We start from the raw sequence: 23,735 nt of genomic DNA, 5'->3' as shown, positions 1-23,735 counted from the left end.
TTTGGAGTTGGAGCACTTTTCATGTTTACAACAATAGATGTTCAATTAAATGAAACCATTATATTGGGTAAAATAATCTGCCTTTCACTTTTATGTATGCTTTCACTTGAAAGTATTGTATTTTCACTTATGATCAGACCAATAAAAAGGACATTCTTGAATGATCAACCATCACTTGATGACTTAAGATTATCTTTTAAACAAACACATCGATTACCTATTCTTAGTGTATATAGAATCTTCGGTCCACATTTATTTGGATTTTCTATACCTGCCATGGCAATGAGCTACATTTATATTAACAATGAAATGCTTCCTTTTCCTTTGTATTATGTTGGAATTGCTTTCGGTGCTTCTGTACTTATAGCAGGAATGCATGCTATTATAGAATTCTTTTTAGCTACCAAGGCTATACAGCCGATACTTGTTTATATTAGAGATCAAAGTCAGAATTTATACGACGTGGACTTTTCACATCAATCGCATATATACATTTCAATTCAAAAGAAAGTATTGTATAGTGCAATTTTTATAGGTATTTTTCCTTTGTTATTATTTAGTTTAGCCACTCATTTTCGATTTACCGAAGCCTCCATCCCATTATTAACAGAATACTGGAGTTGGGCTGTTATCGTTTTAGTTGTTTCGATATTATTTGCTTTTTATGGTGCGTATTTATTATTTCATAATATAGCAGAACCTATCCAAACACTTGAAGATGCGATGCAACAAATTCAGCAAGGTAATCTTGTTTATCAAAAAGATGTGTATTCTGATGAATTTTCCAAATTAATATCCGGCTATAATCAAATGGTTAGTGGTCTTAAACGAAGGGATCAAATAAACAAACAACTATTAGACAGTCTTTTTACAACACTAGCACTAGCATTAGATGCACGTGATCCATATACTGCTGGTCATTCAGTCAGGGTTGCAAAGTATTCAGTTTTAATTGGTGAACAAGCTCAGTTAGATAAGGAAACACTAGATTTATTAAGAAAATCAGCTTTATTACATGATATTGGAAAAATAGGCATTAGAGATGATATCTTATTGAAAGATGGTCGCTTAACGGATGAGGAATTTAATGAAATAAAAACCCATCCTGTTATCGGAGCAACCATTCTCTCCCAAGTTCAGCCTAAAGTGGAGATGGATGCACTTATTCCAGGTGTAAAATATCACCATGAACGATATGACGGATTAGGTTATCCGGAAGGTCTTCTGGGGGAAGATATTCCTCTCTTCGGTAGGATTATGGCTGTTGCTGATGCTTTTGATGCTATGACATCTGATCGTCCATATCGTAAAGGTATGCCTATTCAAAAAGCTTTAGCAATTATAGAAGAAGGAAAAGGGTCTCAGTGGGATCCAAGATATGCTCAACTTTTCATAAGCTATATGAGACAAAATGAACAGTTGGCTAGCGATCAACTTAAGAAAAGCGTATAACTTTTGAGAAAATCTATCATAGAAGCATTCGTTTTGACGTATGCTTCTATTTACAGACTTTAATGAATTTTTGCAATTAAATACCCTTTTCTAGTTGCATTTTACTACTGACCAAGTATAATTTATATAAGATAGATACAAACTGAAAGTGTAACAAGAAAAGGAGAGAACCAATGGACGATCATAAGCGGCTCGATCCAAGATTAAACCCAACAATTGAAAACCTCGCACGTGCTATTTACGTGGTTAACCGTCATGCAAAAACTGCACCAAACCCAAAATATCTTTATGCTTTAAAAAAGAAAGCATTACTTAAGCTTGTCCAAGAAGGAAAAGCAACTAAAAAAGGACTTCACTTTTCAAATAATCCAAAATTAAGTCAACAGCAATCTGATGTTTTAGTTTTAGCTGGGGAGTATTACTTTCATATGCCTCCTACAAAAGATGACTTCGATCAACTTCCACATTTAGGTTCATTAAATTCAACTTATCGTAACCCAAAAACACACATGTCCTTAACTAAGGCCAAGATTCTCTTACAAAATTACGTTGGAATGAAGGAAGAGAAAAAACCTAAATCACACAATTATCGTACAAACAAAGCACGTACATATGAAAAGCCGGTTTTTAAAAGATTAGGTGAGAGCTACAGATAAATACAAAAAAGCCACATTATCGTAAGTGGCTTTTTCTTTTGCCTTTTTAGAAGTTACATTTCTTTCTGACTAAATAGATGTTCAACATTACTTCTAAGAATATGAAAAAAATCAGGAACTTCGGTTTCATTTACATTTTTAAATAAAGCTTCTGTTAATTCCTTATAATACCAAGCTTGTTTTTCATACCCTCTATTAAAAAACTCCCACACTTTGTCTCCATATTGTTGGTAAAAGTTCAGTAAATCCTTACTATTATCTAGTTTGTCCGCTGCTATTAATGCTCTAATTTCAAACGATGATTCATTTGCTTTTAGTATGGTAGCTTGTTTTCTTTGCTCCCATTCCAACTCTTTGTTTTCTGTATTATGTAAAACAAGCTGCAAGATCTCCTCGCCAAATATCTCTCTAATATCCTCTTGGGATACGTCGGTATCCTCGATAACATCATGCAGATATCCTGCTGCAACGACGCTATCAGGAAAACCGGATTGTTTAAGTATAGCTGCCACATTTTCTACGTGTGTAAAATATGGTTTTCCACTTATTTTTCTTTTTTGTCCATTATGTGCGTTCTTAGCAAAATCTCTTGCTTTTAGAAGAATCTCCATATCTTCACCTCTAGCCACTAATAACTAAATGATTGCTTTATTATAAACCAGAATGATCTCGATCAATCCGTCCCCAATGCATATTTTTCCCTCTTAGTTGTACTACAAAAAGACTGCATATTATGCAGTCTTCTGTATATTAAAGTACATACTGATCGATATTTTGTACAAGGGTGCTTATTTCAGGTTTACTTATTTGTTCACTTGCCCCTACCATCTGGCCCTTATGTCGAAGGTCACTCGTAATTAAGGAAGAAAAGATAATAACTGGTAAAATACTTAATAATGGATCATCCTTTATCCTTCTTGTTAAATGGTGTCCATCCATTTGTGGCATTTCAATATCAGTAATAATTAATTGCACCTCGTCTTCGATTGCTTTGCCTGCCTCTACAATCGACTTTAAATAGGATAGTGCATCTTTACCATTTTCAAAGAATTCAATATATTGAAATCCAGCTTCATTAAGCGTTTCCTGCAATAATTTACGTAATAACGGTGAATCTTCTGCAATAACTAATTTTTTTTCCGATCTTTCTCTTGACCCGAGCTTTTTTACACTTTCAACATTAATCCCTGACTCTGGATTGATATCAACAACAATTTTCTCAAAGTCTAACAGAAGAATCATCTCTCCGTTAATTTTTACTACTCCTGTAATTTGACTTTCCAAGCCTTGATACATTCCAGATGGCTTTTCTATTTTATCCCAGGAAATTCGGTGAATTTGTGTAACTGCATGTACATGAAAAACAACTTTTGTTTGATTAAATTCTGTAACAATAAATTTTTCATCTTTTACTGCCTCATCTTGTCCAAAACCTAGCGCTCTAGAAACACTTACGACAGGCAAAATTTCCCCTCTGATATCTATGATTCCTTCCACATTTGGATGTGAATGTGGTATTTGCGTTACTTGTACTGGCTGGATAATTTCTTTTACTTTGATTACGTTAATACCAAATTTATTTTTACCTACGCTAAACTCTACAATTTCAAGTTCATTTGTTCCACTCTCAAGTAAAATCCCTTTTTGTTGATCCATTTTCTTCTTCCTTCCATCTGAATACATTTGTACTTATTATATCGGCAAATATTTTAAAAACTTAAAGGATTTTATTTGAGTTTATAGAAATACCATGTCCTAGCAGCAATTGTTTTAGTATTTTAATACGATTATCTTGATTCAGTCTATAAGCAAAAGCTTGGAGTTCATTCCAAGCTTTTATACTAATATAAATAATTTAATACTCTTTCATCTGCCAGATTAGTGTCTATCTGGCATTTCATTGCATCCCTGCCATATTGCCATACCCAAACATTTGCCTTACAGTTTGGAGTTGCCGGATTATACTTAGGGGCTTTTCTTTCAGAAGTTACTCCTGGTTCAGGTTCTGCACTCCATAAAATGGTTTGTAGGGCAATTTCATTATTCTCCTGAACAGCCTGACAATAAGCTTGAGTAAAATCCCCTTCAACCGGATCATGATAAAATCCCGATTGATACCCGGTCGGTAAGAGTGTTTCGACCCATCCTCTTATCCAAGCTGAATCAACATTAAAGAAATTTTCAACATTTGCGAACAGAACCGTACCTTGAGGTAAATCAAGTCTTCTGGCATGATAAACAGCATTTCTTACGGCAATTTGCGCTTCATCATAGCCAACGGCTTCTCTAATAACATTATAAATAGGTAATACTTTTATCCCCTTACTTCTGATAAAAGTGATTTCTTGTTTAGTTAAACCGTTTGAAACCTTAGGAATATCTGTTAAGTATCTCCCCCAAAACTTAGGTAAACCAAATCGCTTTCTTACACAATCATATAACTCTTGATTAACTGTATATGCTGAATCAACGCCCCAAACTTTTCGTGCCAGAGACACCACACCCTTTCTCTACGCTCTACACATGTATATGAAAGTTCAGGGTTGTCTCAAACATATAATTAATAAATCCCCCACTTTTCAATCCATTTCCATTAACTCATTTTCCCTTCTAAGCTTGACTCATTTCAATTTTAGTTGAGATTGCATTATTAACTTCATAATTGGTCTTATTTTCTATGTTGTTTACATTTTTATATCAGTTCTATGACATGATAGTAATGTACTTTGTAAATATAAAGAAACAAAAATTAAATGCATTTTTGTGACACTCTTGTTATAATCCTGTAGTGGATCGTTTTTTCGTATTCAATGGGTTGGGTTGAGGGGCACAATTAAGGAAGGTCTACATTGGATAAGTTTTTTCAATTAACTAAAAATAAAACGTCAATAAAACAGGAAATACTTGCTGGATCCGTTTCTTTTTTCACTATTGTCTATATTGTCGTTGTTAATGCTTCTATCTTAGCCGACGCGGGGATACCTTTAGAAGCAGGGATAATAGCAACAGTTCTGACATCTGTCGCGGGTTGTTTAATTATGGGGTTATTCGGAAATACGCCTATAATCCTTGTTCCTGGCATGGGAGTTAACGCACTTTTCACTTACACTATTGTGTTGGGGATGGGGCTAACTTGGCAAGAAGGTCTGGCAGTTGTCTTTGTTTCCGGTATTCTGTTTACTATTATTGCCTTTACAAAGCTTTCAACTATAATCTCGGAGTCAATCCCACTGTCTTTAAAAGAAGCCATAACAGTTGGAATTGGTTTTTTCTTAACATTTATAGGTCTACAAAAAGGCGGCATTGTTGTTTTAAGTAAAGAAACATTCGTAGCCTTAGGTAATTTTAGTGAACCAACTGTGTTTTTGACTCTTATCACTTTAATTACAACTGTTATATTATTTTCCAAACAAATACCTGGTAACTTTCTAATTAGTATATTATTTGGGACTATTCTTTCAGCATGCTTTGGTCAGCTCAACTATGATTTTACTTTTAAATCAGTTGATGCATTTGTTATGTATAAAGAGGTTTTTTTGGCTATGTCTTTTGCAAATATGGTTGATATTGCTTTCTGGACAGCAACGTTTTCTTTAACAATGGTTATCGTATTTGAGAACATTGGCTTAGTATTTGGTCAAGTACATATGATTAATCGTCCACAGCGATATAATCGATCTTTACAAGCTAACGCATTATCAACAATTACCTCTGGTATTTTCGGCTCAAGTCCTACGGTAAGTACTGTTGAGACAGCAGCTGGAATTACTGCTGGTGGAAGAACTGGTTTAACATCACTTACAACTGGAGTTTTATTTTTAACTTCACTTTTATTCTTACCATTTGTAAGAATAATTCCCGATAGCGCAATAGCTCCTATACTAATATTAATTGGAAGTTTAATGATACAAAATATCCAGCATATTGATTTAAACGACTTTAGTGAGAGCTTCCCAGCATTCCTAATTATTGCTTTAATTCCATTTACCTATAGTATTGTAGATGGTATGGCATTCGGATTTATTATGTATCCGATCTTAAAGATTGTACTTAAAAGACAAACAGATGTTAAACCACCTCTTTATATTATTGCATTTTTATTTTTGTTAAACTTTATCTTTCATTCATTACATTAAAGACAGAGCTTATATCTGTCTTTTTTATTGTCCAGATAGCATTCATTTCGCATAAATAACACGCTGATTTAACAAAATAAGCATGAGTTATGATAAAAGTCGCGAGGTGGATTATGAAATATTTTGTAATATTTATGACTGTATTAATTTGTACAGCTTGTAATACGAACAACCAAGATGAAGCAATGAATGGAGCAGAAGTGGAGCAGGAACAAGGTTTACTTCAAACAGGCAATGATGAAATAAAAAGAAATGATGACCTACTAGTTGAATCAAGAGAAGAAGTAAATCTGGATAATAACGATGATCCGTTACATCCTACTGAAGCTGAGAAATTAGTTAAGAAGAAAATAGGTTCAGAGCATAATGAAAATACAATTGTTCAATATGACCACTTAGAAAATGGTCATTATATAATCCATGTCTATTCACTTGAAGGAGAAAAAGAAAACAGTGAAGCATGGTATATGGTAGACTTAAAAACACAAAAGGTCGAAAAATTACAACGATAATAAAAATGGAAAGCTGACTATGAATTGTCAGCTTTCCATTTTATATAGAGAAACCATTAGACTAACTGAAAAGTAACCGTAACAGCAGTTCCTTTACCCAACTCACTGCTATATTCTATCGTTCCCCCAATTTGTCGAATTAGTCGATTTGTGATCATACTTCCTAAACCTGTACCTTTTGTTTTCGTTGTGTAAAAAGGTAAACCAATATGTTTTAATTCTTCTTTTGTCATTCCTTTTCCATTATCTTCAATGCTAATAATAGCCCTTCCCTCATTTCGATCTATATCAGTTCGAATAACGATTACTCCACATTCTTCAATGGACTCGATCGCATTTTTTATAATATTTAGTAAAGATTGTTTTATATGCTGTATATCCCCCTTTACAAAACAACTTTCTCTAAAAGGAGTAAATTCAATGGATACATTTGAGAAAGTCCCTAAAGGACGTAATAATTCTATAGAGTCACTTAGAATTGTATTTAGCTCCACCTTCGTTAATTCAAAAGACTCTGGTTTCGCTAACTTCAAATAATTAGTAATGATATTATTTGTGCGGTCCAATTCCTCCAGTATAAGAGGAGCAAACTTTTTTAATTTTTGATCAACCGTATCTTGTTGAATTAACTGGATAAAACCTCTTACAGTTGTAATAGGATTTCGTATTTCATGAGCAATTGATGCTGCCATTTGACCTGTTGTTGTCAGCTTATCCATGTATACCATTTCATCAAATTGTTTATTAGACTTCATTAAGGTTTCAATAATAAAGATCGTAGCCATATATGTTCCAAAAAAGGCTAAAAAATAGATACAGTAAAACTTTGCATCTAAGAAATCGATATTAATATAAATCACGATTATATATAATAAAAAATAAATGATTGAGATAAATGAAGCACTTACAAATCGATTTGCTGCATTTAAATACTGTTTTCTAAACAATAGAGCAATAACAAAAGCACCTATAGAAACAATAATTCCAATATGTAAAAAAGATCCTCCGATAATAAATCGTGCAATTGATACAATCGTAACAATGATACTTCCAGGAATCCACCCAGCATACAAGGTTACAACCATAATCGCAATCATACGCAAATCAAAATTTGTTTCTCCTAACGTCTCAATAGGATATGCCATACATAACAATGCACCAAATGCACCTAAAAAACCATATATTGATTTATATTTTAATGTTAGTTTAACGTTTTTTTGAAATGGTAAGAACAAATTAGCATTAAATGTTAATGAAAATAAAATGGTAATATTCACAATAAGTGGTTTTATAAGTGATAACAAAATGATCCTCCAATGATGATGATTCAATAATAAGTATAGGATATCAATGTTTTAGGCAAAAAAGCAATATAGATATTTATACCTATTTACTTTAATCTAACGAGGGAAAACATTCATATTATTTCTCAATCCTGAAAAATTTACATTTATTTAACAAAAATCTTCTGTTTTTATAGTACAATAGTAGGTAATATATCAGCCTGTTCATTAAAATAGGAGTCGTGAGTACATGGTAACCATTGGAGATATTATCGAAAAAGTACCAGTTGTTTCAATAAAAACAAAAAGTTCGGAGGTAAATCAGATTTTTGAAGATTTACCTGATCTTGAAGGAATCGTCGTTACTAGTGAAAATCAACCCGTTGGACTTGTCATGAAAGCACAATTTTACCAAAAAATTTCTACCAAATATGGTTTTGATCTTTTTATGGGAAGACCAATTGATCTAGTCATGGATACAGCTCCACTTATTGTCGAACATACTGAAGCAATTACTGTCGTTAGTTCAAAAGCAATGGGACGTAGCCAAAAAAACCTGTATGATTATGTAGTTGTTACTAAAGATCAAATGCTAAAGGGAATAGTCAGTATAAAAAATCTGCTGATTAAGCTAGCTGAAGTACAAGTGAATCTAGCAATGTATACTAACCCCTTATCAGGATTACCTGGAAATGTTCTTATTGAAGAAAAGATGAATGAATTTCTTACTAATAAACAAAAAGAATTTTCATTTCTTTATGTTGATCTTGATCATTTCAAGGAATACAACGACACATATGGATTTAAAAAAGGTGACTTGTTAATAAAAGAAGTAGCCAACCTATTAAGCAAAAATATTTTATTAATTGATGATAGAGATGCCTTTGTCGGACATATCGGTGGAGATGATTTTGTAGCCATTCTTCCTCATTACCATTATGAAGAGATTTGCCAACTTATTATCCAGGAATATGAAGTTCGCATAAAACAATATTATGATCCTCATGACTGGAATAATAAATTTGTTTACACAAAAGATCGTAACGGTAATTTCAACAAAATACCATTAGTAGCTCTCTCTATAGCTACTATTACAAATCAGAATCATATTTACCATTCAATAGATGAGATTAGTAAAATTGCTGCAGAAGTAAAAAAACTCTGTAAGTTACAAGAAGATAGCTGTTATGTGAGCTATGATTTGAATGCTAAGAAGGATTGTTGTGCACCACAACAATAACAAGTAAAGATAATGGAGAAGAAATTTCTTTTTCATTATCTTTTTTTGTTCCGCCGTGTTTTCATCAGAATGATACCTTCCCCACTTATCAATACAAAAAAACAAATCCGGGACATTCACCTATCTAATTTTATTGCATAATGTAATACGAAGGTTCATGAGAGGAGAGAAAAATATGTATCCATATCGTCAGTTTTCAATTCAAGTGCCCGGATTCCCGCCTTATGGGCCACCAGTTGGTAATGGTTTTGATCAATATCCTTTTCAAAATGATTTTGATCAACAAGCTCCATTTGGACCGCCTGGCTACGGTCAAGGTGGATTTGGAGGTGGATTTGATCAAGCAGGCCCTCCCCCTGGTCCACCACCAAGTGAAATACCACCCCTTCAATCACAAGGTCAAGCAAGTGTTTTTGCTGTAGATCCAGGTGGAATTCGTGGTTGTTTATATCGATACACATATATTCGTTTAAACAATGGACGTGGCTTCTGGTTCTATCCAACATTTGTAGGGCGCAACTCTATCGCAGGATATCGTTGGCGCAGACGTCAATATCGTTGGGTTTATTTCGGTATTGATTTAGATCGTATTCAATCATTTAGTTGTCGTTAACTCAGGAAGGAACCGTTGTTACGGTTCCTCCTAGTTACCTTTCTATGTCCACGCTCTCTCTAAGAAAATAAATATAATCTGTAGATACTGTTTTATTACCTAATTGTCTTAACATTGCTGAAATATTTCCTCTATGATAAGTACCGTGGTTTACTACATGTTGAATGATCTCATAACATGTATTTTCATATGCTATTCCCTCTGAACTTTTATATGTAACTAATTGATCGAAAACATCATGTTCCAGTTGTTCATATTCATTTAGTAACGCTACATAATTTTCAAATAGTTGTTCGATTGTGTTATTTTCATTTATGCTAATTTCTCTATTTTTTATTCTTGATAGCCATAGTTCATCTACCTCTATCATGTGTAAGAGTGTATCAAATAATGAGGGGAACACACTTATTATTTCTTGTTTATGGATCTCTTTAGGTAAGGTTTGGATATGCCCTACCACCTTTAAAGTTGCCCACTTGTGATAAGCAATACTTAAACTATGATTATTCATTAATGAAACCTCCTCTTTTTAGAAACACCTTTCTTATATCATACCTCCATTAAGGTAGAAATTGTTAAAATAAAATGATATGATTCGTTAAAAATAAAAGGGTATTGTTACATTATATTAGGAGGCAATTACATGACAAAGAGAAATGTACGTTCAAAATCAGGTCTTCAAACAGCAAAACCTTTAACAGACCCTGAGTTCTCAAAAGAACTTACTTCTACAAATAAAAAGGCAGAAAAAACACGCCCTCGTAATCAATAAGAACTAAACAAAAGGACCTATCATATTCCTTATGAAAGATTACTTAGGAAGATAGTCATTATCACTCAAATAAAAAAGAGGTTCCCATTAAGACTTTTTCTCAAGTCCAGAAGGAACCTCTTTTTTATACTAATGCTTCTTTTTCGAGCTTCTCAAGAAAGGAATGTCTACGTTTTGCCTGTGAAATGATTGCTTGGATTTCATTTTTATAAAAAGTCATATGTGAGACAGTAAGGGCAAAAAGCATTTCTGATTCTAATTTCGTAATGATTTTTTGTTCTTCTTCGGTTAATAATGAGTTCATATCATTCATCATTTACCACCTCTTCTAGTAAATAAGTACTAATTGTATCTTACTACATAGTACGTAGAGTTCAAGAGATATTTGTCCGTCGTTACAATTTTGTTCCTTTATGAAATCGAAACCATCCCATTTTATAAAAAAACAATACCATACCAAGTCCGATTATGCCCATAAGTCCAAGCACAATAAAATAGCTATATTTCCCCGTCAATTCAGGCATATATTGAAAATTCATACCGTAAACTCCTGCAATAAACGTTAAAGGCAGAAAAATTGAAGACATAACTGTTAACGTCATCATGACTCTGTTCATGCGATCAGAACTTATTGATAAATAGCTATCACGTATATCAGAAGATAATTCTCTGTTAGCATCAATCATTTCAACTAGCTTTAACAAGTGATCATAAATGTCTTGAAAATAAATATGCTTTTCCTTTAGTGAATTGAGCCTTGATGAGGAGATGATTCGATAGAGAAGGTCCCTCATCGGGACTATGGTTCTTCTTAATTTATTTAACTCTGATCTAATATCAAATACTTGTTCCATTAGTTCACTTATTGTTTGATCACTAGTATTATCTTCTACCTGATTTATTGAATCTTCTAATTTGTAAACAGGAGGAAAATATTCATCAACAATCTTGTCAACGATTTGATACAAGATTTGCATTGGGCTTTTTTGAAGGCTTATTTCTTTTTTTACACGTTGCCATATGTTTGTTATATCCCTAACAGGGTTTTTATGAAAAGTAACGATAAAGCGATTTGAAACAAAAAGATCAATCTCATCCGCTTCTAATGTACTTTGGTTAATGGAATGAATGACAACAAAAAAATAATGGTCATAAAAATCCATTTTAGGTCTTTGAACAAACTCTAAGCAGTCTTCAATTGCTAGTGGGTGGAAATGAAAAAAAGATGATAGCTTTTTCACTTCATCATCGGTTGGCTCTTGAAAGTCAACCCAATACCACTCTATGTTTCCTTTTTTTAGTTCACCCAGAGGTAGGTCATAGACAACCTCTTCCTCTGTTGTTATTGCTAAAGTTCTAATCAATTTCTTCACTACCCTCTTTTTACATTCTCTATTACTATTCCCGTTCTGTAGATTGACTAAACGAGTTAGAAAAGGATGACTTGTATAAGAAAAATGGTAAAATAACTGTTATGAAACTTTTTAGTTCATTTATTTTTGCATTCATTAATTTACTAACCTTCTACACAATATGATTAGTAATTTTGATGCTTAAAAAAGATTTTATAGGAGGTTTTTTAGTATGGAGCATTTGGTTAACTCAAAAGTTAAGGAAATTGAATTATCAGGCATTAGAAAGTTCTTTAACATGGTGGCTGACTATGAGAATGTTATCTCTCTAACTATTGGTCAACCGGACTTTACAACACCTAACCATGTAAAAAATGCTGGTGTAACTGCTATTCAGCATGACTTTACGACATATACGCACAATGCTGGATTTTTTGAGCTTCGTGAAGCGGCATGCCAATTTGTCTCAAAAAAATACGGTCTAACCTACTCTCCTGAAAATGAAGTTATCGTTACAGTTGGTGCTAGTCAAGCAATTGATTGTACTTTCCGAACATTATTAGAAGAAGGCAGTGAAGTAATATTACCAAGTCCTGTATATCCTGGATATGAACCACTTATTAAATTGGCTGGTGGTGTTCCAGTCTATGTAGATACAACTGAAAATGATTTTAAGTTAACTGCTGAATTGCTAGCTTCTTACATAACAGAAAAAACAAGATGTATTGTTCTCCCATATCCATCAAACCCTACAGGTGCCACACTTAGTAGTGAAGAACTTGAGGAAATTGCAAACCTTTTAAGAGGGAAAAATATTTTTGTTTTATCTGATGAAATCTATAGTGAATTAGTTTATAGCGGGACACACAACTCAATTGCTTCATATCTAAGAGAGCAGACAATTGTTATCAATGGTCTTTCGAAATCTCACAGTATGACGGGCTGGAGAATTGGTTTGTTATTTGCACCACATTCTGTAGCAAAACATTTATTAAAAGTTCACCAATATAATGTCTCCTGTGCCACATCGATTTCTCAAAAAGCAGCATATGAAGCATTAACAATTGGATTGAATGATGCAGAAGAAATGAAAACAGCATATAAAGAGCGATTAGATTATGTTTATGACCGTTTAGTTAAAATGGGATTTGATGTGATAAAGCCTAATGGAGCTTTTTATCTTTTTCCAAGTATTAAGAAGTTTGAACAAACTTCCTTTGAATTTGCTCTTTCACTTGTTGAAAAAGCAGGAGTTGCCCTTGTTCCTGGCAGTGCTTTTTCTACATATGGTGAAGGATATGTAAGGCTGTCTTATGCCTATTCCATGGAACAATTAATTGAAGCTATGGATCGAATCGAAGATTATTTAAAAAGTTTGTAGTAGCTCATTTACAAAAAGAACCAACGCGAATATTATCCGTTGGTTCTTTTTTGCTTATTCTATAAAAGGTAATGTAATGGTGAAAGTACTCCCTATTCCTTGTTGACTATCGACCAACATACTTCCATTATGATTTTCAACGATTTTATAACTTATCATTAAACCTAATCCGTTACCTTTTTCTTTTGTTGTAAGAAACGGCTCACCTATTCTTTTTAAAACGCTTGGAGGAATTCCCTCTCCATCATCTTTAACAATAATTTGAACATTATGATTTGATTTTTTTGTTAATACCGATACTTTTCCACCTTTAGGCATCGCATCAATAGCATTTTTATATAAATTTATAAACAATTGCTTTAATTGATTTTCATCACAATTAATTGATAAAGATTGATTGTCATGATTTTGAACAATAGCAACATTTTTCATATTACCTTGTGTTTCAAGTAGCATCGCTACATCGTTTAATAAGGTAATTAAATTCGTTTTTTTAAATTTTGTTTCCTGTGGTTTTGCAAGAACAAGAAGTTCACTTAATATCATCTCAATTCGATTCAGCTCAGAAAAGATAATATTCAAATATTGACGGTGATGTTCTAAATCGGGATGCATAATTTGTAAAAATCCCTTAATCGCAGTCAATGGATTTCGTATTTCATGGGCAATTCCAGCAGCTAATTGGCCTGCTATAGATAGTTTTTCAGAACGCAACATGAGCTCCTCTGTTTTTTTCCTATACGAAATATCACGAAGGATAACTTGAACAGCTTGCTCACCAAAATATGTAGTTGGAATACAAACCATTTCTGTAAAAACCTTTTTTTCATTGGAAATTAACCAAGATTGGTTTGTTACTTGAACATCAGCAACCCCATCTTGTATGTTTTTCAATGTATTTTTCATTGTTTGATGGTCATTAGGATGTAGGTAATCATATATATTCCGCCCTAACAAGTCAGGGTAGCACTCTGCATCAAAAAGCTTAATACCAGACTCGTTCATGAAAACAAATTGATCCTTATGAATAACTGCAATTGTATCAATCGAATTATCAATTAAACGCTGATACCGTTCCCTACTCTTTTGAAGAATTTTTTGGAAATTCCTTCGGGATGAGATATCATTTAATATGACAATTTCTGCTTGTCCCCCATCAACATTTGTTAAAGATGCCATAATCTCTACATTTATTTCACGCCCATCAATCCTGCGCCATGTTTCCTCAATAATACCTACTCTTTCTCCTTTATGTAACCGCGACTCTCTATTTTTAATAACCGAATGAAAAGATTCATCGATAAAATCAAACGTATGCTTACCTATTAATTGATCCGAAGATCTAGCACCTAACAACTCTTGGAATGCCTTGTTTACAAAGAGTAACTTACCTTTCCTAGAAATAAAGACTGGTGTAGGTAAATCCTGTAATATAGCCCATTCATCATGTTCATTTATTACATCATTCGATTGATCTTCAACGGTAGCCGTATCATTAATCGAATGAGGTGTTAATGCTTTCATCTTGAGAATAATATCATGTCCTTCTTTTTGGATGTTACTTCGGATAAAATCAGCATTTGATTCTAGCCAAATATATCTACCATTTTGCATCAAAAATCGTATGGAACATGGATATAAATGATGTTCGTTATAAAAATAACTCTCTATTAAAAATAAATCTTCATTATGAATAAAATCTTTTATATATCGTCCAATTAGATCCGTACTTGTGTAGCCTATTAATTCAAAAGAATTAGAAGAAATGTATTGAAATCTCCCATTTGAGGATACAACAGCATAAAGTTCCAGTGTTTGTATAGCTTCCTCTTGATTTGTTATTTCACTATTCATTGCTTCCCTTCCCCTTTTTCATGACCTCTATACTAGTACATTAGTTTTATATAACGAACATATTCCTATTGAATTTACATATATAAATGTTTATACCTTTAAAATAAGTGTACATAGTAATAAAAGTTTGTCAATATATGAAAAATAACCTCGACAAAATTAATATATGATATAGGGTGTGAATTATGACAATAAAGTTAAAAAAGCCGGAATTTCCGACTTTTTTGTAGATAAAAATTAAATGCATACTGCTGAAGTTTACCACGTTTTGTAGCAAAAAATATCCTTTAGATTATGGAACTAATACCAACTTCCCCTGAGTTTTCCTACTTTGAAGTAGACGATGTACATCTGCTGCTTTTTCTAAAGGGAAAACTCCACCTATTTTAAGTAAGAGTGTTCCATCGTTAACATATGTTAATAGTTCTGTTAAGCTACTACTATACAACTCTTGTTTTTTCATAATTCCCGGTAAAAAGAAGCCAATGACCGATTTATTTTCTGCCATTAAAGATGAAGGATATAATCTAGCTTGTTCTCCACTGGCAACCCCATAAATAACTAACCGACCAAAAGGTGCTAAACAATCCAGTGTTTTTCGGAAAACATCTCCACCTGCCATCTCTAATGCAACATCCGCTCCAACTCCATTTGTTGCGGTTAATACCTCTTTTTCCCATCCCTCTTTTGTATAATTGATTAGAACATCAGCTCCAAGTTCTTTTGCTAATGCCAGTTTTTCATCTGTACTTGCGGTAGCAATAACTTTCCCAGCTCCAAACAATTTAGCAAGTTGTACAGCTAATGTTCCAACCCCACCTGCTGCTGCATGAATTAATACCGTCTCTCCTTTCTCTAGTCTTCCCATTGTTTTTAATATATGATAAGCACTCAGCCCTTGTAACGGTAAGGCTACAGCTGTACTAAACTCCACATTGTCCGGCACTGGAATAAGTGCTCTTCCATCCGCAACTGTGTATTCAGCATAACCCGTAGCTTTTCGTGAGCTTAGTAATGTAACAACTCGGCTACCAACCGAAATTCCTTTAACATCCTTGCCCACCTCGACCACTGTACCTGCGACTTCTGAGCCTGGTACATAAGGAAGAGGTGTATCGACTACATACTGTCCCTCTCTTCTTGCTGTGTCTGCATAGTTTACACCTATTGCTTCAATTTTTATAACAACCTCAAAATCTCTTGGTTTTGGATAATCTAAATCTATATATTTTAATACCTCAGGTCCGCCATATTGTTCAAATTGAATAGCTTTCATCTTAATATCCTCCTACTTCCCTTTGAATTGTGGTTTCCGTTTTTCTTTAAATGCTTTAACACCTTCTTTATGATCTTCCGTTTGAATCATATACGTTTGAGTAATTCTTTCTATCTCCAACACATTTTCTAATGAACCTGCAGAATGAATAATTTTTTTCATGAGTCCGTATGCTCTTACAGCACCTTGTGAAAGTTCATTAGCAATTGCAGCCACACGGCTTGATAATTCATCTAACGGAATAAGCTCGTTAACAATCCCGTATTGGTAAGCCTGCTGAGCAGTTATTGGTTTTGCTGAAAAGAAGAGCTCTTTTGCCCGATAAGGTCCAATTATTTTTGGAAGAAAGTGTAATCCACCACCATCAGATATCAATCCTACTTGTGAAAAGCTCATGACAAATTTACTTTCTTCTGATGCATAAATCATGTCACAAGCTAATGCCAAATTAAAAGCTGCTCCTGCTGCAAAACCATGTACAGCCGCAATAATTGGTTTTTCAAGTTCTGTCATTGCTTTAATGCATTCATTTAATTGACCAATATGTTCATAAACCTCTGAACCAGTTGATGTTCCCATTGTTTTTACATCTCCACCGGCAGAGAAAGATCGCCCCGATCCCTTCAATACAATCACACGTACTTCCTCATCAAGTTGAGCGTCTTGAAATGTTTTTGTTAACATTCTAATCATTTCTGCACTAAAAGCATTCAAATTTTCAGGTCTATTAAGACAAAGAGTTAACACTGCCCCTTCTCTTTCTATCAATAAATCACTCATTTGATTGACTCCTTTTTAATAAACTAGTAAAAACCTTTGAATTGGCATACCGTTATTTAATAAGCCAGCCTCCATCAACCAACACATCTGATCCTGTCATATATGAAGCCTCATTAGATGCAACAAAAGCAATTACATTTGCTACTTCATCAGGTTGCCCAACGCGTTCAAGCGCAGTACTACGTTTAATCGCTTTTACAAAAGCCTCATTTTCCAACCCCTTCTCAGTTAACGGTGTTTCAACAAATCCAGGTGAAACAGAATTAACACGAATTTTATAAGGAGCAAGCTCTAATGCTAAGGCTCTTGAAAAATTAATAACCCCAGCTTTTGCCGAGCTATAATGTGGAATTTGAGCACCAGCCTTATACCCCGATAATGAAGCAACATTTACGATTGAACGGTAATCTGTTAAGTTTTGTTCTTTCATTAGTTTCCCGAGATGTTTCGAAACTAAAAAGATACTTTTCAAATTAACAGCCTGTACTGTGTCCCACTGCTCTTCCGTAGTTTCAAGAATGGTAGATTTTGATGAGCCTCCAGCGTTGTTTACAACAATATCAAGTGATGGATATTCGCTTTCTAAAAAAATAGCAAGTTTCTTTATACTATCCTCAGAAGTCACATCGGCCGGGTATGGAATAGCTTTTTCACAAGCTTTAGATTCATTAATAATTCTAGCAACTTTTTCAAGCTTTTCTTTTGTTCTTCCTACTAAAACAACTGTTGCTCCTTCCTTAGCTAAGCGTATCGCTGTTGCTTCTCCAATTCCACTCCCAGCTCCGGTAATAACAGCAAGTTTATTTAAAAACCTCATTAACAGCACCTCATTTCGTTACAAATCGTTCAGCTTCAAATTGAGCCCGTGCAATTTCACGCTTTTCTTCTACCGTTGACGTAACGTCAACTGATTGAAGGTGACTCGTTATCATTTGTATAAATAAGCTTCTTTTTTTACCGTTTACCACGCCATTCACAAGTTGTCTTGACATGACTTCAACAGAAAGCAGTGACTGTTCCAAGACTGTTCTTGCTAGTAACCTTTTTAATCGATCATCCCGCTTTATTGACCTAGCAAGAGTCGATTCAGCTGCATAAAGCTCTATTGCTATATTTGATAATTTCATTAGTGTTTCTTGTTCATCAAAAAGTTTTTCGCCGAATTGCTCATAAACAGCTCCAATACAAGCTAAAAAAACGTTTCTCATTGCGCTTATTGCCGCCTTTTCCTGAGAAAACTCCCCATTATCTTGACTTGGGTTCACGGCCAAATTTTGAATCGCTGTTTGAATCATCTCTTCTAGAGGAATTTCTCCTTTTAAAGCTTTTCTAAATAAATGGGTCGGTAATAACAAGCGATTAATCTCATTTGTTCCTTCGAAAATTCGATTAATACGTGAATCTCGATAAACTTGCTCGATCGTATATTCCTTAATAAAGCCTGCCCCACCGTGTAATTGAAGAGCCTCATCACTGACTGAATCAAGTGTTTCAGATCCATATACTTTACAGATGGCACATTCTGTAGCGTATTCCATTAATTTCTTTCCGATAGCTGTGATATCTTCATCTTCTGTTATGTTACCTAGAATTTCTTCGAGCAACCCTGCAGTTCGATATTGAATAGACTCAGCGGCGAATATACGTGCTGACATCAGGGCTATTTTTTCCTTTGTGGCAGGGAAATCTGCAATTGATTTACCAAATTGAATCCGCTGTTTTGTATAAGAAAGTGCAAGTTCTAATGCATACTTTGCACCCCCTACACACGCAGATCCTAAGTTAAACCGCCCTAAATTTAGAACATTTAGAGCTATAACATGACCTTTCCCGATTTCTCCTAATAGATTTTCTTTAGGAACTAGACAATCCTCTAAAATAACAGCTCTTGTAGAGGAACCTTTAATACCCATCTTTTGTTCCTCAGGTCCTAAAGAAATTCCAGGATAGTTCTTTTCAACAATAAAGGCCGAAAATTTATCACCATCTACTTTCGCATATACAATGAATGTATCTGAAAATATTGCATTTGTAATATAAAGTTTTGTACCGTTTAACAGATAATGAGTTCCTTGGTCATTTAGTTTTGCAGTTGTTTGTGACGCCAGAGCATCTGAACCCGCATTCGGCTCCGTTAAGCAATATGCACCAAGATATTCTCCTGAAGCCAATTTAGGTAAGTAACGTTCTTTTTGTTGCTTTGTACCAAAATAAGTGATCGGAAGAGTAGCGATACATGTATGATTTGAATGGGCAACACCATATCCACCAGACCTTCCGACAACTTCTCCAACAATACCTTTACTAACCTTGTCAAGACCTAGCCCACCATACTGCTCCGGTACACTGTGTGCAAGGAGTCCAAGCTCACCGGCTTTTTTTAACAACTCTACTACTTTATCAAAATCTTGATTTTCAATTCTCTCTCTAACAGGTGTTACATCTTTTTCTACAAACTGTTTTGCCGTTTTTTCAATCATTTTTTGTTCATCTGTTACATCTTCAGGAGTAAATAGATTTAAAGGTAAATCATAGTCATATAAAAAGCTACCGCCTTTATTAGCTAGTAAAGTCATACACACTCTCCCCCTGCTATAATTTTTTCTCCGTCAAAAAATGGAACAATTTCAAAGCAATCTTTTTGGCTAACAACTTTCACTTCATCAATGAATCCATATTTTTCAAGCATTTCTCCTACCCTTGATGAAAGAAGAATCGTTTCAGCAACAGATTTATTGCTTTCATAAAAAAGTCGAGCTGCCTTAGCCGAATCTGTTAGCTGTAAATGCATCTTTTCTTGTAAATGATAGATAAGATGCCCCGCTCCATAAAAATCTTCTAAACAAAACTGATCTGAAGATCCAGAACACACAATAATAATAGAATCATCTTTATGAAAATGAGTAATTGTATTTGCAACTGCTTTTCCATTTAATAGAGAACAAATATAAATTTTATTTGCTTTTTTTGATTTATTAATTGCTACTGTTCCATTTGTTGTAGATAAGATCATATGCTTGCCTTGAATGCTGTCTTTTAAAATGGTTGGCATTGGATCATAAAAACCCTCAATTGTTTTCCCCTCATATTCTCCAACTAGTATGTGATTTTCTGCTCTGATAAGATTTGAGGCTACACGAGCTTCTTCTGCATTATGAACAGGAATAACCGCTTTCGCCCCATCCACAAGTGCACAGGTGATTGTTGAGGTTGCCAGTAAGACATCGATAACAATTGCAATATTCCCCTCCATTTTCTCCTCAATAATTTCTTCTTTTTTCATGATCACATGTACCTTTGTCACCCTTTACACCCCTTTCTTGAAGGAGATCTCCTAACGCCCATACCTGAGTTCACCTTGCCTTTTCTCGACTTACAGATACAGCATGCTCAATAAGTGTTTTCACATATAGATGAAAGTCTTTAAACCGTTTATCATTTGTTTGCCCATTATGATAACGATAATAAATCTGCTGACAAATGACCGCTAGCTTAAAATAAGCAAATGTCATATAGTAATGGATTTGTGACAAATCACGGCCACTGTTTGCAGCATATCGTTCGATAAATTGATTTCTAGTATAAAATCCTTCTTTAACTGTTATTGGTGGCTTACCAAGTCCATATTTCAATAGGTCCGGATCATCGTTCTGACACCAATAGCTTAACGCTGCACCAACATCTGCTAATGGATCACCAACAGTTGTCATTTCCCAATCAAACAATCCAGTTAGTTGACTAAAATCATGAGAGAATAATGCATTGTTGAATTTAAAGTCATAATGTATGATCGTGGCTTCTTGTGAAGAAGGAATATTTTTTACTAGCCAATTTGTTAATTCATCTATTATTTTAATATCATCTGTTTTTGCACTGTGATATCGCTTTATCCAACCATAAACCTGACGTTCCAAAAAGCCATCAGGGTTACTCAGTTCTTCTAAAACTGTTCCTTTATAATTAACTTGGTGAAGCTGAACAAGAGTATCAATCATCATTTCGCTTAACTTTTCTCCAAGCTCATGTGAAGACGGAGTATCGGGAGGAAAATCAGTATTTAACAATATTCCATGCCTTCTTTCCATAATAAGAAATGGACTTCCGACCACCTCTTCGTCTTCTGAAAACAGATACGGTTTCGGTGCAGGTGAAAACAAAGGGTGAAGGGCACTCAAAATTTTAAATTCTCGTTTCATATCATGAGCTTTAGGTGCAACAGGACCAAGTGGTGGCCTTCTTAACACTCCTTCCCAGTTTCCTAGCTTAAGCTCATACGTTAAATTTGAAGCACCTGTTCCAAATTGATTAATGATTAGGGGATCTTCTTCAGAAAGCTGCGGAAAATGATGTATTAAAAATTCTTTAACTGTTTTATCATTAAGCTCCTCTCCACTTCTGACTGGAATTATATCACTCATGATTTTCACTCCTTTTAATAGGATATAAACTAGATCGTTACTAATTTAAATAAGGGTATGATGACTTTGTAATGCTTCTTTTAACTCATTCGGAATTGGCATACTTTTTTGCATTTCAAAATTAAAATAAACAATGATTGCCTCACCTCTAGCAACCAATTCACCTGTTACATCATCAATAATGGAGTGAGCTAAATGAAAGCTTTTATTGCCAATTTTGCTAACCTCTGTTTCGATCTTTAGTTTTTGATTAAAAAAAGCTTGCCCAATGAAATCACATTTTGTAGAAGCAAGAATAAATTCCCAGCCATCCATTTTCATCGAATAACCAATGCTTTCAAAAAATAAAACCCGTGCTTCCTCCAAATAAATAAAAAAGCTGGTGTTGTTTACATGTCCTAAGGCATCAGTTTCACAAAAACGAACTTTTACTAATGTTTCATGCTTCATTAGCCTCTGACCTCTTCTTTCTTATACTCATACCAACCCTTACCGGTTTTTCTTCCTAAATGGCCTTGCTTTACTTTTTCCTCAATACATGCAGCAGGTCTATCCGCCGGATCACCAGTTTCTGAAAATCTTTGTTGCATAACAAAGTAACCAACATCGATTCCCGACAAATCCATTAATTCAAATGGTCCTATTGGATGACTTAGAGCCTTTTTACAAATAAGATCAATATCTTTAAAATCTGCATAACCGTTTTCATACAGATAAACGGCTTCACGCTGTAATGCCCCTAAAATTCGATTTGCAATAAATCCTGAAATCTCCTTTTGTAAAAGAACGGCCGTTCGATTCATTTTTTCACAAACAAACATCGTCATATGAGCTGTAAGCTCAGATGTTTCTTCACTTTTCACAACCTCTACACAATCCATCACAAGGGGTGGAAAAAAGAAATGCATATTCACAACCTTATCAGGACGATTCGTTACATCAGCTAAGAGTGAATTTACAATTGTTGAACTATTTGAAGCTAGGATTGCTTCTGGCTTTGCATATTCATCAAGCTTACGGAACAATTCTTGCTTTGCATCTAATTTTTCAACAATTGCTTCTATAATAAAATCTGCATCTTGCACAGAATCCAGTAAATCAGTTGAAAATATTAATCTTTGGAAAGCCTGCTCCTTGGTTTCAATACTGATTTTCCCTTTTGCTACCCATTTGTCCATTATTGTATGTAGAGTTGATTCTGCTTTTTGAAGAGCATCTACATTTACATCTTGAATAACTGTTTCAAATCCAGCTAATGCACTTAACATGGCAATTTGATGACCCATTTGTCCTGCCCCAACTACACAAATTGATCTAACTTGATTTTTCAACATGAATAAATCCTCCCTTCACTTACTAACCAGTCGGTATGTTTTTTGTAAATTTTTTTCTGATGATGCAAGTTAATCTTGCATCATCAGGCAACTACACAGCCAATCCTTCCAATAACACTTTAATAAACACCTCTGAAACGTCCTTATCTGATGCCCTACCTTGAGGATCAAACCAAAAATAGCTCCAGTTAGTCATTCCTAATATACTAAGTGTTACAATATCTGTCGGTAAATCAGAGCGAATTTCGTTTTGTTCAATACCTTCATCTAATAATTTTTGGATATTAATTCGAAATTGATCTCTTTTCGGGACTATTAATGTAAGATGATCTTCATTAAGGTTACGCATTTCACGAAAGAACACCTTTGCACTTAATCCTTCTTTTTCAATATCATGAATGAGCATATAAACGATGTTATACAACTTATCCTTACAATTCATGGATTCGTTTTTAATGATGTTTTCCTGTTTTTCTAACAAATCATCAATATACTGTAAATGTATATCCATTAATAGCTGTTCCTTAGAAGTGAAGTAATAATAAAAAGTTCCTTTAGTGACATTGAGAGCATCTACAATATCTTGGATGGATGTTTCTTTAAACCCTTTTGTTGCAAATAGTTGAATACTTTGCTCTCTTATTTTCTCTTTCATTTTTCATATCCTCTCAATCTA

25 protein-coding genes are annotated in these 23,735 nt (G+C 34.1%); 8 read left to right on the top strand and 17 right to left on the bottom strand.

Annotation, left to right across the window (positions count from 1 at the left end; all coding sequences use genetic code 11):
- Positions 1-21: 21 nt before the first annotated feature.
- Complete coding sequence (locus tag LPC09_RS08325; protein WP_231309410.1) at positions 22-1,452, top strand: HD-GYP domain-containing protein; 1,431 nt, start codon at positions 22-24, stop codon at positions 1,450-1,452.
- Between the two features lie 173 nt (positions 1,453-1,625).
- Positions 1,626-2,108 carry a YkyB family protein gene (locus LPC09_RS08320; protein ID WP_098798002.1) on the top strand — a complete coding sequence of 161 codons (483 nt, stop codon included), beginning with the start codon at positions 1,626-1,628 and terminating at the stop codon, positions 2,106-2,108.
- Positions 2,109-2,161: 53 nt separating this feature from the next.
- On the opposite strand, the gene LPC09_RS08315 is transcribed toward LPC09_RS08320, so the two are convergent.
- The 3 genes from LPC09_RS08315 to LPC09_RS08305 all read right to left on the bottom strand — a co-directional run bounded on the left by LPC09_RS08315 (position 2,162) and on the right by LPC09_RS08305 (position 4,600).
- Positions 2,162-2,719, bottom strand: coding sequence for an HD domain-containing protein (locus LPC09_RS08315; protein WP_098798001.1), 558 nt, complete (start codon positions 2,717-2,719; stop codon positions 2,162-2,164).
- 139 nt (positions 2,720-2,858) lie between these two features.
- The gene (locus tag LPC09_RS08310) at positions 2,859-3,764 is read right to left on the bottom strand and encodes a chemotaxis protein (protein WP_098798000.1); all 906 of its coding nucleotides are present in this window, start codon (positions 3,762-3,764) and stop codon (positions 2,859-2,861) included.
- 185 nt (positions 3,765-3,949) lie between these two features.
- On the bottom strand, positions 3,950-4,600 hold the full coding sequence (locus LPC09_RS08305) for a glycoside hydrolase domain-containing protein (RefSeq protein WP_098798089.1): 651 nt from the start codon (positions 4,598-4,600) through the stop codon (positions 3,950-3,952).
- 357 nt (positions 4,601-4,957) lie between these two features.
- Between LPC09_RS08305 and LPC09_RS08300 the strand changes: the two genes are divergently transcribed.
- Together LPC09_RS08300 and LPC09_RS08295 are read left to right on the top strand one after the other, a co-directional pair.
- Positions 4,958-6,244, top strand: a complete 1,287-nt coding sequence (locus tag LPC09_RS08300) for an NCS2 family permease (RefSeq protein ID WP_098797999.1) — start codon at positions 4,958-4,960, stop codon at positions 6,242-6,244.
- Between the two features lie 113 nt (positions 6,245-6,357).
- Positions 6,358-6,756: a hypothetical protein gene (locus LPC09_RS08295; RefSeq protein ID WP_098797998.1), complete on the top strand. Its 399-nt coding sequence runs from the start codon at positions 6,358-6,360 to the stop codon at positions 6,754-6,756.
- Positions 6,757-6,812: 56 nt separating this feature from the next.
- Here LPC09_RS08295 and LPC09_RS08290 read toward each other — a convergent pair whose 3' ends face one another.
- Entirely contained in the window at positions 6,813-8,060 is a 1,248-nt protein-coding gene (locus tag LPC09_RS08290) for an ATP-binding protein (protein WP_231309409.1), read from the bottom strand.
- 229 nt (positions 8,061-8,289) lie between these two features.
- Between LPC09_RS08290 and LPC09_RS27320 the strand changes: the two genes are divergently transcribed.
- Together LPC09_RS27320 and LPC09_RS08280 are read left to right on the top strand one after the other, a co-directional pair.
- Positions 8,290-9,279: a GGDEF domain-containing protein gene (locus LPC09_RS27320; protein WP_098797996.1), complete on the top strand. Its 990-nt coding sequence runs from the start codon at positions 8,290-8,292 to the stop codon at positions 9,277-9,279.
- Between the two features lie 175 nt (positions 9,280-9,454).
- Positions 9,455-9,892, top strand: coding sequence for a hypothetical protein (locus LPC09_RS08280; protein ID WP_231309408.1), 438 nt, complete (start codon positions 9,455-9,457; stop codon positions 9,890-9,892).
- Between the two features lie 34 nt (positions 9,893-9,926).
- Here the strand turns inward: LPC09_RS08280 and LPC09_RS08275 are convergent, their stop codons facing one another.
- Positions 9,927-10,403 carry a DinB family protein gene (locus LPC09_RS08275; protein ID WP_098797994.1) on the bottom strand — a complete coding sequence of 159 codons (477 nt, stop codon included), beginning with the start codon at positions 10,401-10,403 and terminating at the stop codon, positions 9,927-9,929.
- Between the two features lie 132 nt (positions 10,404-10,535).
- On the opposite strand from LPC09_RS08275, the gene LPC09_RS27315 reads away from it, so the two are divergent.
- Positions 10,536-10,664 (top strand): hypothetical protein, encoded by a 129-nt coding sequence (locus LPC09_RS27315; RefSeq protein WP_255301634.1) that lies wholly within the window; start codon positions 10,536-10,538, stop codon positions 10,662-10,664.
- Positions 10,665-10,788: 124 nt separating this feature from the next.
- On the opposite strand, the gene LPC09_RS08270 is transcribed toward LPC09_RS27315, so the two are convergent.
- A complete protein-coding gene (locus tag LPC09_RS08270) occupies positions 10,789-10,977 on the bottom strand; it encodes a hypothetical protein (RefSeq protein ID WP_098797993.1) in 189 nt (62 codons plus the stop codon).
- Between the two features lie 82 nt (positions 10,978-11,059).
- The gene (gene corA / locus LPC09_RS08265) at positions 11,060-12,037 is read right to left on the bottom strand and encodes a magnesium/cobalt transporter CorA (protein ID WP_098797992.1); all 978 of its coding nucleotides are present in this window, start codon (positions 12,035-12,037) and stop codon (positions 11,060-11,062) included.
- A gap of 211 nt (positions 12,038-12,248) precedes the next feature.
- Here corA and LPC09_RS08260 point away from each other — a divergent pair, with 211 nt between their 5' ends.
- Positions 12,249-13,397, top strand: coding sequence for an aminotransferase A (locus LPC09_RS08260; RefSeq protein ID WP_098797991.1), 1,149 nt, complete (start codon positions 12,249-12,251; stop codon positions 13,395-13,397).
- A 54-nt stretch (positions 13,398-13,451) separates the two neighbouring features.
- On the opposite strand, the gene LPC09_RS08255 is transcribed toward LPC09_RS08260, so the two are convergent.
- The 10 genes from LPC09_RS08255 to LPC09_RS08210 form a co-directional block, all read right to left on the bottom strand.
- Positions 13,452-15,251: a PAS domain S-box protein gene (locus LPC09_RS08255; protein WP_231309407.1), complete on the bottom strand. Its 1,800-nt coding sequence runs from the start codon at positions 15,249-15,251 to the stop codon at positions 13,452-13,454.
- A 292-nt stretch (positions 15,252-15,543) separates the two neighbouring features.
- On the bottom strand, positions 15,544-16,527 hold the full coding sequence (locus LPC09_RS08250; protein WP_231309406.1) for a quinone oxidoreductase family protein: 984 nt from the start codon (positions 16,525-16,527) through the stop codon (positions 15,544-15,546).
- A gap of 12 nt (positions 16,528-16,539) precedes the next feature.
- Entirely contained in the window at positions 16,540-17,307 is a 768-nt protein-coding gene (locus tag LPC09_RS08245; protein WP_231309405.1) for an enoyl-CoA hydratase/isomerase family protein, read from the bottom strand.
- A gap of 52 nt (positions 17,308-17,359) precedes the next feature.
- The gene (locus tag LPC09_RS08240; RefSeq protein ID WP_231309404.1) at positions 17,360-18,124 is read right to left on the bottom strand and encodes an SDR family NAD(P)-dependent oxidoreductase; all 765 of its coding nucleotides are present in this window, start codon (positions 18,122-18,124) and stop codon (positions 17,360-17,362) included.
- Between the two features lie 10 nt (positions 18,125-18,134).
- Positions 18,135-19,883 (bottom strand): acyl-CoA dehydrogenase family protein, encoded by a 1,749-nt coding sequence (locus LPC09_RS08235; protein ID WP_231309403.1) that lies wholly within the window; start codon positions 19,881-19,883, stop codon positions 18,135-18,137.
- Positions 19,880-20,611, bottom strand: coding sequence for a 2-phosphosulfolactate phosphatase (locus LPC09_RS08230; protein WP_231309402.1), 732 nt, complete (start codon positions 20,609-20,611; stop codon positions 19,880-19,882). The genes LPC09_RS08235 and LPC09_RS08230 overlap by 4 nt, the downstream gene beginning before the upstream one ends.
- A 49-nt stretch (positions 20,612-20,660) precedes the next feature.
- Positions 20,661-21,725: a phosphotransferase family protein gene (locus LPC09_RS08225; RefSeq protein ID WP_231309401.1), complete on the bottom strand. Its 1,065-nt coding sequence runs from the start codon at positions 21,723-21,725 to the stop codon at positions 20,661-20,663.
- Between the two features lie 45 nt (positions 21,726-21,770).
- A complete protein-coding gene (locus tag LPC09_RS08220) occupies positions 21,771-22,175 on the bottom strand; it encodes an acyl-CoA thioesterase (protein ID WP_231309400.1) in 405 nt (134 codons plus the stop codon).
- The gene (locus tag LPC09_RS08215; protein ID WP_231309399.1) at positions 22,175-23,059 is read right to left on the bottom strand and encodes a 3-hydroxyacyl-CoA dehydrogenase family protein; all 885 of its coding nucleotides are present in this window, start codon (positions 23,057-23,059) and stop codon (positions 22,175-22,177) included. Before LPC09_RS08215 ends, LPC09_RS08220 begins: the two co-directional genes overlap by 1 nt.
- 91 nt (positions 23,060-23,150) lie before the next feature.
- Positions 23,151-23,714 (bottom strand): TetR/AcrR family transcriptional regulator, encoded by a 564-nt coding sequence (locus LPC09_RS08210; protein ID WP_098797981.1) that lies wholly within the window; start codon positions 23,712-23,714, stop codon positions 23,151-23,153.
- Positions 23,715-23,735 lie beyond the last annotated feature (21 nt).

This window comes from Metabacillus sp. B2-18 (assembly GCF_021117275.1).
Lineage (GTDB): Bacteria > Bacillota > Bacilli > Bacillales > Bacillaceae > Metabacillus.
This window is presented reverse-complemented; position numbering and strand designations above follow the sequence as displayed.

Coding starts and splice junctions, on each gene's coding strand:
- LPC09_RS08325 (WP_231309410.1), top strand. CDS start 22: ATGTTTACAACAATAGATGTTCAATTAAATGAAACCATTATATTGGGT.
- LPC09_RS08320 (WP_098798002.1), top strand. CDS start 1,626: ATGGACGATCATAAGCGGCTCGATCCAAGATTAAACCCAACAATTGAA.
- LPC09_RS08315 (WP_098798001.1), bottom strand. CDS start 2,719: ATGGAGATTCTTCTAAAAGCAAGAGATTTTGCTAAGAACGCACATAAT.
- LPC09_RS08310 (WP_098798000.1), bottom strand. CDS start 3,764: ATGGATCAACAAAAAGGGATTTTACTTGAGAGTGGAACAAATGAACTT.
- LPC09_RS08295 (WP_098797998.1), top strand. CDS start 6,358: ATGAAATATTTTGTAATATTTATGACTGTATTAATTTGTACAGCTTGT.
- LPC09_RS27320 (WP_098797996.1), top strand. CDS start 8,290: ATGGTAACCATTGGAGATATTATCGAAAAAGTACCAGTTGTTTCAATA.
- LPC09_RS08280 (WP_231309408.1), top strand. CDS start 9,455: ATGTATCCATATCGTCAGTTTTCAATTCAAGTGCCCGGATTCCCGCCT.
- LPC09_RS08275 (WP_098797994.1), bottom strand. CDS start 10,403: ATGAATAATCATAGTTTAAGTATTGCTTATCACAAGTGGGCAACTTTA.
- LPC09_RS27315 (WP_255301634.1), top strand. CDS start 10,536: ATGACAAAGAGAAATGTACGTTCAAAATCAGGTCTTCAAACAGCAAAA.
- LPC09_RS08270 (WP_098797993.1), bottom strand. CDS start 10,977: ATGAATGATATGAACTCATTATTAACCGAAGAAGAACAAAAAATCATT.
- LPC09_RS08260 (WP_098797991.1), top strand. CDS start 12,249: ATGGAGCATTTGGTTAACTCAAAAGTTAAGGAAATTGAATTATCAGGC.
- LPC09_RS08255 (WP_231309407.1), bottom strand. CDS start 15,251: ATGAATAGTGAAATAACAAATCAAGAGGAAGCTATACAAACACTGGAA.
- LPC09_RS08250 (WP_231309406.1), bottom strand. CDS start 16,527: ATGAAAGCTATTCAATTTGAACAATATGGCGGACCTGAGGTATTAAAA.
- LPC09_RS08245 (WP_231309405.1), bottom strand. CDS start 17,307: ATGAGTGATTTATTGATAGAAAGAGAAGGGGCAGTGTTAACTCTTTGT.
- LPC09_RS08240 (WP_231309404.1), bottom strand. CDS start 18,124: ATGAGGTTTTTAAATAAACTTGCTGTTATTACCGGAGCTGGGAGTGGA.
- LPC09_RS08235 (WP_231309403.1), bottom strand. CDS start 19,883: ATGACTTTACTAGCTAATAAAGGCGGTAGCTTTTTATATGACTATGAT.
- LPC09_RS08225 (WP_231309401.1), bottom strand. CDS start 21,725: ATGAGTGATATAATTCCAGTCAGAAGTGGAGAGGAGCTTAATGATAAA.
- LPC09_RS08220 (WP_231309400.1), bottom strand. CDS start 22,175: ATGAAGCATGAAACATTAGTAAAAGTTCGTTTTTGTGAAACTGATGCC.
- LPC09_RS08215 (WP_231309399.1), bottom strand. CDS start 23,059: ATGTTGAAAAATCAAGTTAGATCAATTTGTGTAGTTGGGGCAGGACAA.
- LPC09_RS08210 (WP_098797981.1), bottom strand. CDS start 23,714: ATGAAAGAGAAAATAAGAGAGCAAAGTATTCAACTATTTGCAACAAAA.